Here is a 14365-nt window from a genome sequence, read left to right on the forward strand (position 1 = left end):
AGAAAGGGGCGGCGGTTCCGCACCGCCGCCCCTTTTTAAGCCCTTCTCGACTTTCAGCCGAACCGGCGAAGGTCGAACGGCTCCAACGGCACCGCCGGCTGCTCGCCCGCCATCATCGCAGCCATCAGCTTGCCGGTGATCGGCGCCAGGGTCAGCCCCAGATGCTGGTGCCCGAACGCATAGTAGACGTTGTCCGCCTTCACAGAACGCCCGATCGCCGGCAGGTAATCCGGCAAAGTCGGGCGGCAGCCCATCCAGCGGCGGAACGGACCGCTGACCGGCAGGCCCAGTTCGGCAACGTGACGCTCCAGCCGCTCCCACTTGCGCGGGTCGGCCGGGGCATCGACTTTGCCCAGTTCCACGAAGCTGGCCGCCTGCAGGCTGTCGCGATAGCGGGTGACGATCATCGAGCGTTCCTCGAACACCACGGGCGGCATGTCCTTGGGCCATGCGGCCGCATCGGTGCGGATGTGATAGCCGCGCTCGGCAATCATCGGCGCCTTGTGGCCCAACGCTTCCATGATCGCGCGCGAGCGCACGCCTGCGCAGACGACCACCTGGTCGGCCTCGACGCCTTCCACTTCCACGCCATTCCCGACGCGGCGAAGAGTCGCGGTCCCGGAGACCAACCTGCCACCACGCGCCGCGAAGGCCACGCGCAGCGCATCGCGCAAGTCGGCGAGATCGGCGATCTGGCCGCTACCGGCAAAGCGGATCGCCCCGGCCACCGTGAATTTGCCCAGCTTGCCCAGCGCCTCAAGCTCGCCGGGCGTGGCGGGCTTGACTTGCGCCACCCCGGTATCGGCCGATGACCACGCGGCCTTGCCGGCGATGGCCTTGCGCGGCTCGTTCCACAGCACGAAGTGCCCATCCTGCTTCAACAGGTCCGGCGCGCCAATCCGTTCCATCAGCGAGGTCCAGGCCGGCATCGCCTGCTCCATCAGCGGACGCAGCGCCGCACAGCCCTTGCGAAAGCGCGCAGGCGACGATGCCGCCAGCAGTTTGAGACCGAAGGGCAACCAAGCGCCCACGGCCGCCAGCGGAAAAGCCAGCGCGCCGCCGCGCAGGAACAGGCGCTGCGGCATCGATCGCACTGCCGCCAGCGAAGCCAGTGGCTCCACCTGCTCCACCGCGACATGCCCGGCATTGCCCCAGCTTGCCGCCTGCCCCGCTTCGTCATTATCGACCAGCACAACCGCGTGGCCGGCATCGAGCAATTCGATCCCTACCGACAGGCCGACCACCCCTCCGCCGACGACTGCTGTGCGAACCACAAAAACTCCATTGCAAAGCTTGAATACGATCGTATACGATATAAACACATCATGATTTCCACGCAAGGCGGCGCATCGCGAATGGTTCCCGTTTTCCCCGGCACGAGCAAGCAACCCCGGCAGCGCTTTGCTGCACTGCAATGCTTTGCACGGTGGACGGCGAGATTGCGGGCTTGTGACACATCATCTACCGTATACGGCAGCCAGACAGCGGCATCGCGCCGCAACATGGCGCACTATATGGAGACCCTCTGGTGACAATCGTCGTCCGCACGCTTTCCGAACGCATTTTCGACGTGATCCGCGAAAGGATCGTCGAAGGGAAGCTGCCCGTCATGGAGCCGGTCCGGCAGGATGCGCTGGCCGCCGAACTGGGCGTCAGCAAGATCCCGCTTCGCGAGGCGCTTGCCCGGCTTGAGCATGAAGGGCTGCTGACCAGCCAGGCCAATCGCGGCTGGTTCGTCCGCCCGATGTCCAGCGATCAGGCCGAAGAAATCTACCAGCTTCGCCTCTCGATCGAACCGGCCGCCGCTGCCTACGCCTCCACCCTTGCGGACGAGGATGACAAGCAGGCCGCGATCAAGGCGTTCGAAGTGCTGGACACCGCGGCATCGAGCAATCTGAACGACGTGGCCGTGCGCAACCGCGAATTCCACGTCGCGCTGGTCCGCCCGGCCAAGCGCCTGCTGACCACGCAACTGGTCGAACGCCTGGAAGTGCTGGCAGAGCGCTACGTGCTCGCCCACCTAGAGCCCGCCGGGCGCGGCGACCGCGCGCATACCGAACACCGTGACCTGCTCGACGCCTGGCTCGCCGGAGATGCGACCAAGGTGAAGGGCCTGCTTACCCAACATATCGCCAGCACGCTCGACGACTTGCGTGCCCATTTCAACGCCGATCAGACCGGCTGACCAAGCCGGTCAAAACAACCTGGGGGACCGAATGCTCGGACCGCGTAAATCCATAGAAAAACTGTCGCAACGCGATTCCGGACATTCCCTGGCCAAGACGCTGAGCTGGCCGCACCTGATCGCTCTGGGCGTCGGCGCCATCGTCGGCACCGGCATCTACACGCTGACCGGCGTGGGCGCAGAGCGCGCCGGACCGGCCGTGATCCTGGCCTTCGCAGTCGCCGGCGCGGTCTGCGCCTGTGCGGCGCTTGCCTATGCCGAAATGGCCACGCTGATCCCGGCCGCCGGCAGCGCCTATACCTTCTCCTACGCCGCGATGGGCGAAACCGTCGCCTGGGTGGTGGGTTGGAGCCTCATCCTCGAATATTCGCTGGCCTGTTCGACCGTCGCGGTCGGCTGGTCGGGCTATCTGGTCGGCTGGATCGAGTCCGCCGGTGTCCACTTGCCCCATGCCTTGCTGGTCGGCCCGCATGGAGGCGGCGTGATCAACCTGCCCGCCGTGCTCGTCGCACTGGCAGTGATGGGCATGCTGATCGCCGGCACCCGCGAAAGCGCCACGCTGAACATCGTGCTGGTCATCATCAAGCTGGTCGCCCTGTCGATCTTCGTCGCCTTTGCCGCGCCCGCCTTCACGGCCGACAACATGCACCCCTTCATGCCCTATGGCTTTGCCAGCACCGAAGTGGGCGGCATGCAGCGCGGCGTGATGGCGGCGGCGGCCATCGTGTTCTTCGCCTTCTACGGCTTCGACGCGGTTGCCACTTCGGCAGAAGAAGCCAAGAACCCCGGCCGTGACCTGACCATCGGCATCGTCGGTTCGATGGTGGTCTGCACCGTGATCTACATGGCCGTGGCCATCACGGCGATCGGCGCACTGCCGTTCCAGCAGCTTGCCAACTCGCCCGAACCGCTCGCCCTCGTGCTGCGCCAGCTGGGTCAGCCGGTCGCCGCACACCTGATCGCACTGGCCGCCGTGCTGGCGCTGCCCTCGGTCATCCTCGTCATGATGTACGGCCAGAGCCGGGTGTTCTTCGTGATGGCGCGTGACGGCCTGCTGCCGCGCAGCCTGGCCAAGATCAGCCCGCGCACCGGAGCGCCCACCCGCATCACGCTGATCACCGGCATTTCGATCGCCCTGGTCGCTGGCGTGTTCCGCCTGGACGAGATTGCGGAACTGGCCAATGCCGGCACGCTGATCGCCTTCATCTCGGTGGGCGCCTGCCTGATGATCCTGCGCCGCCGCTTCCCCGAACTGCCGCGCCTGTTCAAATGCCCGCAGCCCTACATTGTCGGCACGCTGACGATCCTGGGCTGCGCCTACCTTCTCTTCAGCCTGCCTTCGACGACCCTGGTGCGCTTCGGCATCTGGAACGTCATCGGCCTCGTCGCCTACAGCCTCTACGGCCGTACGCGCAGCGAAGCCGCCCGCGAAGCGAGCGTCGTGGCGTAAGCCACGGCGCCAGCCGCCCCCCCTTTTCCGCTCACCCTTCCCGAATGCGACACGGTCCAAGGAGATCGCGATGAAACACGCCCTGATCAAAGCCGCCGCTATCGCAGGCGCCCTGCTTGCCAGCACTTCCCCCGTCCTTGCCAAGACCGCCTATGACGGCGTCTGGCTGTTCGACGATACCCCGCCGACGCCCGGCGTGACGATGATGGAAGTCACCTCCAAGGGCGGCAAGATCGCCGGCTCGGTCACCACCAAGTGGTACGGCCCGGTCGAGATGATGAACCCGCATATCGAAGGCGGCGTGCTGAAGTTCGAGGCGCGCAACCTCAACGACCGCGATCACCTGACCCGCCAGTGGAGCGTCGCCATCGAGGACGGCCGCGCCCACCTGAAGGGCCAGATCTGGGAGTCCGAAGTCGACAGCACCGGCCGCGCCGGCACCGCGACGGATGCCAAGGCGCGCGCCTTCAAGTTCACCGCGCTGCCGCCGCTCGGCGCGCCGATCCCCAGCAAGCTGGCCGCCACGCCGCCGATGGGCTGGAGCAGCTGGAACAAGTTCGCCGATCACATCGACGACAAGACCGTGCGCGCCATGGCGGACGCCCTGGTCTCCTCCGGTCTGCGCGATGCCGGGTACATCTACATCAACATCGACGATGGCTGGCAGGGTGAGCGGGATGCCAAGGGCGTGCTGCAGCCCAACGCCAAGTTCCCGGACATGAAGGCGCTGACCGCCTATGTTCATTCGAAGGGGCTGAAGATCGGCATCTATTCCTCGCAGGGGCCCAAGACCTGCGCGGGCTACATCGGCAGCTACGGCCATGTGAAGCAGGATGCGGATACCTATGCCGACTGGGGCTTCGACTATCTGAAGTACGACCTCTGCTCGGGCGAGTGGTTCTACGCCGACGCGGACACCGTGAAGCGCAGCTATTACGAGATGGGCAAGGCCCTGCAGGAGGCCGGCAAGCGGACCGGGCGCGACATCGTGTTTTCGCTCTGCGAATATGGCCGCTTCGACGTCGGCAGCTGGGGCCGCGACGTGGGCGGCGTGCTGTGGCGCACCACCGGCGACATTACCGACGACTATCCGACGATGGCCAAGATCGGCTTCGACAAGAACGGCAATCCCGCCTGGGCCGGCCCGCATGGCTGGAACGATCCGGACATGCTGGAAATCGGCAATGGCGGCATGAGCGCGGACGAATACCGCACCCACATGTCGCTATGGGCGATGTCCGCAGCGCCGTTGATGATGGGGCATGACCTCCGCGAAATGAGCCCGGAAACGCTGGCGATGCTGACCAACCGCCGCGTCATCGCGGTCGATCAGGATGCGCTGGGCGTGCAGGGCAAGCCGGTGCGCAAGGCGGGTTCGCTGGAAGTATGGGCCAAGCCGCTGTCCGACGGCCGAGTGGCGCTGGCGCTGTTCAATCGCGGCGACAGCGCGGCACCGCTGGCGCTGTCGCCCGCCGATGCCGGCCTCGCCTCGGTGGATGGTGTTGAAGACCTGTGGAGCGGCGCGAAGGCTGGCGCCCTGCCCGCCGGTTATCAGGTGCCAGCGCGCGGCGTGGTGATGGTCGCGGTGCACGGCGCCAAGTAATGTAAGTCACGGACGGCGGGTCTGCTTGCCCCTGTCGGCAAGAGCCGCCGTCCGCCCTTTTATCCGGGACCGGGCGGTCGCATCGCTGGGCGATGGAGACCGTCCGCACCTTCTGCCGCAATTGCAGCGCCGCCTGCGCGATGGCGATCGAGGTCGATCAGGGCCGCATGATCAGCGCGCGGCCCGATGGCGCGGTATCTCCTTACGGCGCCTATCTCTGCCCCAAGGGCCTTGCTTCCGTGGAGTTCCATAACGGGGCCGAGGACCGGCTGCTGAACTGCCTTGCGCGCAGTGCCGACGGGGCGTTTGCGCCGATCGAACCCGAGGCCGCGTTAGATGCCATCGGCGCGAAGCTGGCGGCGCTGGTCGCGGAGCACGGGCCGCGTTCGGTGGCGGTCTATCACGGCACCGGCGCCTATCGCAGCACTCTGGGCGGGCTGATGGAGCGGGCCTGGGTCTCGGCGCTCGGCACGCCCAACTTCTTCTCGACGATGACCATCGACCAGTCGGCCAAGTGGGTGACGATGGCGCGCATGGGCACCTTCGCCAGCGGCCGCCATGCCATGCGCGATCTCGACGTGGCGCTGCTGGCTGGCGGCAATCCGGTCGTGACCCATCAGGGTGCGCCTTTCGCGCTGATGGAGAGCGGCGCACCTAGCCGCGCGCTGGAGACGGCCCGGGCGCGCGGGATGAAGCTGATCCTGATCGACCCGCGCCGCACTGAGACTGCCCGCCATGCCGACTTGCTGATCCAGCCCCTACCCGGCCACGACGCCGCGATCTTCGCCGCCATCGCCCACGTCCTCCTGCGCGACGGGAGCTATGACCATGCCTTCGTCGAGCGTTGGTGCGCCGGGCTGGACGACGTGCGTGCACTGGTAGCCGAAGCGACGCCCGAATGGGCCGCCAGGCGCGCCGATGTATCGGCCGCAGAGATCGAACTGGCGGCCAAGTGGCTGGGAGATGCGCGCAAGGTCGGCGTCGGCAGCGGCACAGGTCCCTCGTTCTCCGCCCATTCCAACCTTGCCGACCATATGATCGAGCTGGTGAACGTGCTCTGCGGCGGATATCGGCGCGCGGGCGACCTCGTGCGCAATCCCGGCACCTTGCGCCCGCGCAGCTTCACCGAAATGGCCGTCTCGCCCTCCCGGGGTTTCGAGCGCAAACCCAAATGCCTGAGCGCGGATACCGGGCAATTGCTAGGCGAGTTTCCCTCTGCGCTGCTGCCCGGCGAGATCACGGCGAACTCGCCCGACCGCATCCGCGCACTGATCGTCTTCGGCGGCGATCCGCTGAAGGCGATGGGCGACCCCGCCCTCGCCAGTGCGGCCTTTGCAAAGCTGGACCTGCTGGTCTCGCTCGATTCCCGTATGAACGAGACCGGCAAGCGCGCCCACTACGTGATCGCCGCCAGCCAGCCGTTCGAGCGGCATGACCTGACGCTTGCCGCCGACGCACTCTATCCCGAAGCCTTCGCGCAATATGCGCCGCCGATCGTCGCCAAGCCGCAGGGCTGCCTGCACGACTGGGAATTCTTCTGGGAAGTCTCCGCCCGCATGGGCCTGCCGCTGATCTTCAAGTCCTGGAGCTACGGCCAGCGTTTCGAGGATATTGCGCGCGGCCTGCCGCTCAGCCCGGCCGACAGACCCGATCCCGAAGCGCTCTGCCGCTTTCTGGCGGGCGAAGGCAAAGTCGAGTTCGACAGCCTCGTCGCCCATCCCGAAGGCCTGCGCCCCGACAGCGAACCGGCATTCGTGCAGCCCGCCCCGGACGCCAGCGGCAAACTGCAATTGATGCCCGCCGATGTCGCCGCCGAGTTTCACGGCTATGCCGCCGAGCCGCTGGACGATGGCTATCCGCTGCGCCTCACCTGCCGCCGCGTGCTCCATGCGCTGAACGGCGCCTTCCGCGACTCCCGCGCGGCGCGAAAGCGCCATCCCGTCAATCCGGCCTGGATGAACCCGCTCGACATGGCCGATCTGGGCCTCGGCGAAGGCGTGCTGGTGGAAATCGCCTCCCCCCACGGCGCGATCCGCGCGGTCGCGCGCGGCGAGGATCGGCTGCGGCGCGGGGTCGTATCGATGTCGCACATGTTCGGCCCCCTGGTGGGCTCCGGCGATCCCATTGCCGACGGCGGATCCAATCCCGGCGAGCTGACCTCTCTGTCCGAAGTGCTGGAGCCGATCAACTTCATGCCCCGCTTCTCGGGCATCCCGATCCGCGTTTCACCCGTCTCGGAAGCCTGATCTGAGCAGCCTAGTCCGAAAGTATTAGTCCGATGATTCGGGCCGAATTACGCAGACCCTACCCGCCTTGGGGACACCTCCACCCACGCCGCGAACCGCAGGATAGCGCGCATTCCCGCGCTATTGCGGCATTTTTGCGACAGATAACATATTTCGTATACGATATTTGACATGCGGCAAAATGTGTCGCAACCTTGGCGCATTGAACAAGGGAGTCATGCCCATGAGGGGTCGTAACCAGACACTTTATTGCGCTGCAGCAATATCGGCGATCATTGCCAGCACTGTCAGCACCACGTCGTTCGCGCAGGACGGGGCGGAAGCACCGGCGGCCGACATCGTCGTCACCGGCACGCGCATCAAGCGCCCGGACCTTTCCAGCAACAGCCCGCAGACGATCGTCGGTTCCGACGAGTTCAAGTTCCAGGGCGCGACCTCGGTCGAGCAGGTGCTCAATCGCCTGCCGCAGTTCACTGCCGACGCCAACGAGAACGTCTCGAACGGTTCGGACGGCACTTCGAAGATCAACTTGCGCAACCTCGGCTCGAACCGCGTGCTCACGCTGATCGACGGCCAGCGCATGATGCCTTCGCAGGCGGTCAACCTTGCCTTGATCCCCAGCGCCCTGATCGAGCGCGTCGACGTCATGTCGGGCGGCGCCTCGGCGGTCTACGGTTCGGACGCGCTTTCGGGCGTCGTCAACTTCGTGCTGAAGAAGGACCTCGACGGCATTCGCGTCGATGCCCAGACCGGCTTCTCGCAGCACAGCAACAACAACAGCTCGGTCCGCGCGATTCAGAGCGCCTCTGGCTACGACAACGCCCCATCGTCGGTCGCCGACGGCGGCAAGCAGGACATCACCATCGCAGCGGGCAAGAACTTCGCCGATGGTCGCGGCAATATCACCGTTTATGGCGGCTACCGCCACATCAGCCCGGTTCGCCAGTCCAGCCGCGACGTTTCCGCCTGCGCCCTGCAGGATCGCGAATCCGTTGCCGGTTCGGGCAACTTCGACCAGCTGTTCTGCGGCGGTTCGAGCAACACGCCCTACGGCTCGTTCATTCCGCTCTCTAGCCTCAGCCCCTACAAGGGCCAGACCCTCATCAACAACCGCGACGGCAGCGGCACGCTCGTGCCGTACGATTCGTCGTACGCGTACAACACGTCCCCGGACAACTACCTGCAGCGCTCTGACCAGCGTTACACGGCCGGCGGCTTCGCGCACTTCCAGTTCAGCAAGGCGGCCGAAGTCTACGGCAGCTTCATGTACATGAAGGACCAGACGTTCTCGCAGGTCGCGCCTTCGGCGGTCTGGTTCGGCACGGCCTTCGACGTTTCCTGCAACAACCCCTACGCCAGCGCCGCACAGCTTTCCGCGATCTGCGGTTCGGCTGCGGGCACCGATACCACGGCGCCCACCAACGTCGGCTATCGCGTGGTCGGCCAGCCGCGTCGCGACAACTTGCGCTTCAACGACTACCGCTACTCGGCAGGCGTGCGCGGCGATATCGGCAGCGGCTTCAGCTACGACGTCAACTACATGTACTCGCTCGTGAAGTACAAGGAGACGTACCTCAACGACGTGAACCAGGCGAAGGCCGGCCTCGCGCTCGATGCCGTCAGCGTCAACGGCGTGCCGACCTGCCGCTCGGTCATCGACGGCACCGACCCGAACTGCATTCCGATCAACGTCTTCACGCCCGGCGGCGTGACGGCGGACCAGGCCGCCTACATCTTCGGTGAGAGCAACACCGCTTCGCGCAACTCGCTGGGCGTGATCTCCGGCTCGCTCAGCGGCGACCTGGGCCAGATGGGCGTGATCCTGCCGTGGGCCGAAAAGGGCGTCGGCATCGCACTCGGCGTCGAACGCCGCCGCGAAACGCTGAACTTCACGGCTGACGAAGTCGCGCAGCAGAACGGCACCCTGCCCTCCGACGGTATCATCGCCGTGACCGAGGCCTTCGGCGAAATCGAAGTTCCGCTGATCGAGAACAAGCCGTTCTTCCGCTCGCTGACGATCAACGGCGGTCTGCGCTATTCGTCCTACGACAACAAGCAGAACTCGACCGGCCTGAAGTCGGGCTACAACGTGTGGACCTACAAGGGCGAACTGTCGTGGGCGCCGATCGACGACCTGCGCGTCCGCGCCAGCTACAACCACGCCATCCGCGCACCTAACGTGGCCGAACTCTTCGCCGCGCAGTCGGTCGGCAACGTGAACGGCACAGATCCGTGCGCGGGCGCCAACCCGACCGCCTCGTTCGAGGTCTGCCAGGCCACCGGCGTGACCCAGGCCATGTACGGCAGCATCCCCGGATGCCCGTCCGATCAGTGCTCCGCGCTTGGCGGCGGCAACGTCGCGCTGAAGCCCGAAACCGCCGATACCTACACCCTTGGCGTCGTGATCACGCCGAAGGCCATTCGTCGCCTCTCGGTCTCGGTCGACTACTACAACATCAAGGTGAAGGACTACATCGGTTCGATCGCGCCTTCGCTGATCATGGGCCAGTGCGCTTCGACCGGTGATCCGTACTACTGTGGCCTGTTCGTTCGCGATCCGCGTTCGGGCCAGGTGTTTGGCCAGAATTCGGGCTACATCATCTCGACCACGATGAACACGGGCTACCTCAAGACCTCCGGTCTCGACGTGAATGCCGATTACACGTTCAACCTCGGCAGCCACGGCAGCGTCAATCTGGGCCTGGTCGGCACCTACCTGATCGAACAGGTTTCGCAGCCGGTCCCCGGCGGCGGCTCGTACGACTGCAAGGGCCTGTTCGGTTACACCTGCGGCCAGCCGACCCCCGATTGGCGCCATGTCGCGCGCCTCTCCTGGATGGCACCCAGCGATACCACCGTCTCGCTCTCCTGGCGCTACATCGGCGGCACGAAGCTTTCGAGCCTGTCGAGCAACCCGCTGCTCTCGGCTGACCAGACGACGGTCAACCGCAAGATCAACGCCTACAACTACTTCGACCTGTCGCTGACCCAGGCGATCGACAAGAACTTCACCCTGCGTGCAGGCGTGAACAACATGTTCGACAAGGATCCGCCGATCCTCGACTCGGGCCTGTTGCAGTCGTTCGGCAACGGCAACACCTATCCGGGCGTCTACGACTCGCTCGGCCGCACGATCTTCGTCGGCTTCACCGCCAACTTCTGATCCTGTCCCGCACGGCGGCTTTTCGTCCCAGCCTGAAAGCCGCCGTTCATCCCAAGGCCCGTCCGGTCGCAAGACCGGGCGGGCCTTTTGGTATTCAATGTCAGGCGACCGCTATCAGGCGGCGAGCACCTGCCCGCTGGCTGCCACGCGAATGTCGCGCGCCAGTTCCTCCACGCGCGCCAAGTCACAGTCCCACGCGAACATGAAGCGGGCGCTGCCACCGATGAAGGTGTAGAAGCGCCAGCCGCGCTCGCGCAGGGCCTCCAGCACTTCGGCAGGTGCCTCAAGAAAGACCGAGTTCGCCTGCACCGGAAACTTGAACGACAGCCCTGGCAGATCGCCAACCAGGTCCGCCAAGCGGCGGGCGCAGGCATTGCCGTGCTCGGCATTGCGCAGCCAGGCGCCGCTCTCGATCAGGCCGATCCACGGGGCTGAGAGGAAGCGCATCTTGGAGGCGAGCTGGCCCGCCTGCTTGCAGCGATAGTCGAAGTCCGCCGCCAGTGCGCGGTCGAAGTAGATGATCGCCTCACCCACGGCCATGCCGTTCTTAGTGCCGCCAAAACAGAGCACGTCCACACCCGCCTGCCACGAGATTTCCGCCGGTGTGCAGCCCAGCGTGGCGCAAGCATGGGCGAAACGTGCGCCATCCATGTGCAGCTTCAGACCCAGTTCGCGGCAGACGGCCGAGATCGCCTTGACCTCATCGATCGAATAGACCTGCCCCGTCTCGGTCGGCTGGGTGATCGTGACCACGCGCGGCTTGGGGAAGTGAATGTCGGACCGGCTGGCGGCGAGCGCGCGGATCGCCTCCGGCGTCAGTTTCCCGTCCTCCGACTGGGCGACCAGCAGCTTGGAGCCGTTCGAGAAGAACTCCGGCGCACCGCACTCGTCGGTCTCCACGTGGGCGGAGGAGGAGCAGATCACGCTGTGGTAGGACTGACAGAGCGAGGCCAGCGCCAGCGAGTTGGCCGCCGTGCCGTTGAACACGAAGAACACCTCTCCATCGGCATCGAACAGGCGGCGGAAGCTGTTGGCGGCGCGCAAGGTCCACTCATCGTCGCCATAAGCCACGGCCGAGCCTGCGTTCGCTTCCATCATCGCGGCAAGCGCCTCGGGACAGATGCCGGCGTAGTTGTCGCTCGCGAACTGCTGGGGGTGCTGTGTCATGCTCGGTTCCTCAATGCTTCGAATGCAAGCACCGGATCGACGTATGACAGTGGCGAAAGGTCCCGTTTAGTTGCCGGCCCGGCCACATCCCTCCCTTCGGAGGCACCACCTTGCTCGGGGAGCAGGTTGGCGTCGGACGTCGGCCCGACTCTTGATGCTGGAAACAGCGATAGAGGCGATTGCCCGCAAGCGCAAGACTGTTGCGATAGGGCGCACGAATAGTTCGACACGAAAAAAGCCCCCGCCGACGATGCGGCGGGGGCTAAAGAGGGATCGGCGGAGAGGGAATGCAGACCCGCCGATCGGGTGGGTACGTAATCAGAACTTGTTGGAAAACGCCTTAGGAGGCGTTTTCGTTCGGCACCGGCCCTCTTCCCCACCCGACCACCCACGAGTGTACCCTGATGGGTGGTCGGGTGGGGGAGAGGGCCGGTGCCGCAAAATTCGCCTTCAGCGAATTTTCAAACAAACCATCAGGTTACCTGGAAACCGGCCCAGAACGGGTCTTCGCGGTCGATCCAGATGGTGTTGAAGCCGGTGGCAATCGCCGAACCCTCGATCGAGGGGATGATCGCCGGCTGGTCGCCCAGCATGACTTCCTGCTCCACGCGGCCGATGAAGCGGCTGCAGATGTAGCTTTCGTGCACGAAGCGGTCGCCCACCTTCAAGCGGCCGGTGGCGTGCAGATGCGCCAGGCGGGCCGAAGTGCCGGTGCCGCAAGGGCTGCGGTCGATCGCCTTGTCGCCATAGAACACGGCGTTGCGGCCATCGGCCCCCTCGTGCTTGGGCTTGTCGGCCCAAAGAATGTGGCTGACGCCGCGGATCGTGGAATCGACCGGGTGGACCGGCTCGTACTTCGCGCGCACGGCCTCACGGATCCTGCCCGAAAGCTCGATGATGCGCGACGCGCCCAGATCGTCGAGCCCGGTGTAGTTCCCCTGCGGCTCGACGATGGCGTAGTAGTTGCCGCCGTAGGACACGTCGATCGAGAGCGGACCGATGCCTTCCACGTCCACCTCGATGCCGCGCGCGGCGACATAGGCGGGGACGTTGGTGATGCGAACCGAAGTGACCTTGGGGCCATTCGTCTCGTAGGCGATCTCGATCACGCCCGCCGGAACCTCGACGCGCAGCTTGCCCGGCGTCGCCGGCTGGATCAGCCCGTGCTCCAGCCCGAAGGTCACCATGCCGATGGTGCCGTGGCCGCACATGGGCAGGCAGCCCGAAGTCTCGATGAACAGGATGCCGATGTCGTTGGCCGGATCGCAAGGCGGATAGAGGAACCCGCCCGACATCATGTCATGCCCGCGCGGCTCGAAGCAGAGCCCCGTGCGGATCCAGTCGAAGCGCGACAGGAAATCCTGCCGACGTTCGGACATCGAGGCGCCCTTCAACAGCGGAGCCCCGCCCGCCACAAGGCGAACGGGGTTACCGGCTGTGTGGCCGTCGATGCAGAAGAAAGTGTGCCGCATCGACGCTCCCTTAGGCTGCTGCCGCGACCGTCAGGTCGGGACGGGTGGCGGCGGCGCGCTCGACCATCGCGATCACTTCCGCGCGGCGCTCGCCTTCGAGGACGTAGCGCGGAGGCAGAACGCGCTCCGAACCGCGACCCATGACCTGCTCGGCCAGCTTGATCGACTGCACCAGGTCATGCTCGGCATCGAGGTGAAGCAGCGGCATGAACCAGCGATAGATTTCCATGGCCTTGGCATGGTCGCCGCGCTCGAACGCCTTGACCAGCTCGACCGATTCCTTCGGGAAAGCGTTGGTGAGGCCCGAAACCCAGCCCTGCGCGCCAAGGTAGAGACCTTCGAGAGCCACGTCGTCGAGGCCGGCGAACAGCGTGTAGCGATCGCCGAAGGTGTTGCGGAAATCGGTGAAGCGGCGGGTGTCCGGCGCCGATTCCTTGACCGCGACGATGTTCTTCACGTCGATCAGGGCGGTCAGCACGTCCTTGTCGATCACCGTGCGGTAGGCCGGCGGGTTGTTGTAGAGCATGATCGGCAGACCGGTCTGGTCGGCAACGCCCTTGAAGTGGGCGACCAGCTCATGCGCCTTGGGCACATAGACCATCGGCGGCAGCAGCATCAGGCCATTGGCACCGATCTTCTCAGCAGCCTGCGCGTAACGAACGGCGCGGCGGGTGTCGAATTCCGAAACGCCGGTGACGACGGGAACGCGGCCATTCACGGCTTCGACGATCGCGGTGAGAACCTGGACCTTCTCGTCGAATTCGAGCGAGTTGTTCTCGCCCACGGTGCCGAGCGCGATGACGCCGGTGACACCGTCGTTGATGAGATCGTCGACCACGCGCTGCGTGTCGGCGAGATCAAGCGAGAGGTCTTCGCGCACCTGGGTCGTGACCGCGGGGAACACACCCTTCCAACCAATAGCCATAATGAGAATCGTCCTGCGTGTTTCTGGTTAATCTAGATATCGTATACGATATTACAAATTAACCTGCAATTGCATTCTTCGCACCACCAGGTGCGTGCGGAGTCAAACGAAATTCGAAGCTTGGCACTAGCCGGGGGAAACCCGCACTGCCGAA

9 protein-coding genes and 1 riboswitch are annotated in these 14365 nt (G+C 65.3%); of the genes, 5 read left to right on the forward strand and 4 right to left on the reverse strand.

Annotated elements, in window-relative coordinates:
• Nucleotides 1–53: 53 nt before the first annotated feature.
• Nucleotides 54–1274: an NAD(P)/FAD-dependent oxidoreductase gene (locus WBP07_RS25405; RefSeq protein ID WP_395397860.1), complete on the reverse strand. Its 1221-nt coding sequence runs from the start codon at nucleotides 1272–1274 to the stop codon at nucleotides 54–56.
• 254 nt (nucleotides 1275–1528) lie between these two features.
• Between WBP07_RS25405 and WBP07_RS25410 the strand changes: the two genes are divergently transcribed.
• The 5 genes from WBP07_RS25410 to WBP07_RS25430 all read left to right on the forward strand — a co-directional run bounded on the left by WBP07_RS25410 (nucleotide 1529) and on the right by WBP07_RS25430 (nucleotide 10647).
• The gene (locus tag WBP07_RS25410) at nucleotides 1529–2185 is read left to right on the forward strand and encodes a GntR family transcriptional regulator (RefSeq protein WP_395397861.1); all 657 of its coding nucleotides are present in this window, start codon (nucleotides 1529–1531) and stop codon (nucleotides 2183–2185) included.
• A gap of 31 nt (nucleotides 2186–2216) precedes the next feature.
• Nucleotides 2217–3635 carry an amino acid permease gene (locus tag WBP07_RS25415; protein ID WP_395397862.1) on the forward strand — a complete coding sequence of 473 codons (1419 nt, stop codon included), beginning with the start codon at nucleotides 2217–2219 and terminating at the stop codon, nucleotides 3633–3635.
• A 70-nt stretch (nucleotides 3636–3705) separates the two neighbouring features.
• Nucleotides 3706–5238, forward strand: coding sequence for a glycoside hydrolase family 27 protein (locus WBP07_RS25420; protein ID WP_395397863.1), 1533 nt, complete (start codon nucleotides 3706–3708; stop codon nucleotides 5236–5238).
• Between the two features lie 92 nt (nucleotides 5239–5330).
• Nucleotides 5331–7484 (forward strand): molybdopterin-dependent oxidoreductase, encoded by a 2154-nt coding sequence (locus WBP07_RS25425; RefSeq protein ID WP_395397864.1) that lies wholly within the window; start codon nucleotides 5331–5333, stop codon nucleotides 7482–7484.
• 223 nt (nucleotides 7485–7707) lie between these two features.
• Nucleotides 7708–10647, forward strand: coding sequence for a TonB-dependent receptor domain-containing protein (locus tag WBP07_RS25430; RefSeq protein ID WP_395397865.1), 2940 nt, complete (start codon nucleotides 7708–7710; stop codon nucleotides 10645–10647).
• 114 nt (nucleotides 10648–10761) lie between these two features.
• Here the strand turns inward: WBP07_RS25430 and WBP07_RS25435 are convergent, their stop codons facing one another.
• From WBP07_RS25435 to WBP07_RS25445, 3 genes are all read right to left on the reverse strand, one after another.
• Nucleotides 10762–11814 carry a threonine aldolase family protein gene (locus WBP07_RS25435; protein WP_395397866.1) on the reverse strand — a complete coding sequence of 351 codons (1053 nt, stop codon included), beginning with the start codon at nucleotides 11812–11814 and terminating at the stop codon, nucleotides 10762–10764.
• A 56-nt stretch (nucleotides 11815–11870) separates the two neighbouring features.
• Nucleotides 11871–11977, reverse strand: a riboswitch (SAM-I-IV-variant riboswitch).
• Between the two features lie 310 nt (nucleotides 11978–12287).
• Nucleotides 12288–13286, reverse strand: a complete 999-nt coding sequence (locus WBP07_RS25440) for a 4-hydroxyproline epimerase (protein ID WP_395397867.1) — start codon at nucleotides 13284–13286, stop codon at nucleotides 12288–12290.
• Nucleotides 13287–13296: 10 nt separating this feature from the next.
• Nucleotides 13297–14211, reverse strand: coding sequence for a dihydrodipicolinate synthase family protein (locus WBP07_RS25445; RefSeq protein WP_395397868.1), 915 nt, complete (start codon nucleotides 14209–14211; stop codon nucleotides 13297–13299).
• Between the last annotated feature and the right edge of the window lie 154 nt (nucleotides 14212–14365).

This window comes from Novosphingobium oxfordense, from assembly GCF_044029435.1.
Taxonomy (GTDB): domain Bacteria; phylum Pseudomonadota; class Alphaproteobacteria; order Sphingomonadales; family Sphingomonadaceae; genus Novosphingobium.

Bases quoted from the DNA above. Each gene is read 5' to 3' on its own strand.
- WBP07_RS25415 (WP_395397862.1), top strand. From the start codon at position 2,217: ATGCTCGGACCGCGTAAATCCATAGAAAAACTGTCGCAACGCGATTCC.
- WBP07_RS25430 (WP_395397865.1), top strand. From the start codon at position 7,708: ATGAGGGGTCGTAACCAGACACTTTATTGCGCTGCAGCAATATCGGCG.
- WBP07_RS25425 (WP_395397864.1), top strand. From the start codon at position 5,331: ATGGAGACCGTCCGCACCTTCTGCCGCAATTGCAGCGCCGCCTGCGCG.
- WBP07_RS25440 (WP_395397867.1), bottom strand. From the start codon at position 13,286: ATGCGGCACACTTTCTTCTGCATCGACGGCCACACAGCCGGTAACCCC.
- WBP07_RS25435 (WP_395397866.1), bottom strand. From the start codon at position 11,814: ATGACACAGCACCCCCAGCAGTTCGCGAGCGACAACTACGCCGGCATC.
- WBP07_RS25420 (WP_395397863.1), top strand. From the start codon at position 3,706: ATGAAACACGCCCTGATCAAAGCCGCCGCTATCGCAGGCGCCCTGCTT.
- WBP07_RS25445 (WP_395397868.1), bottom strand. From the start codon at position 14,211: ATGGCTATTGGTTGGAAGGGTGTGTTCCCCGCGGTCACGACCCAGGTG.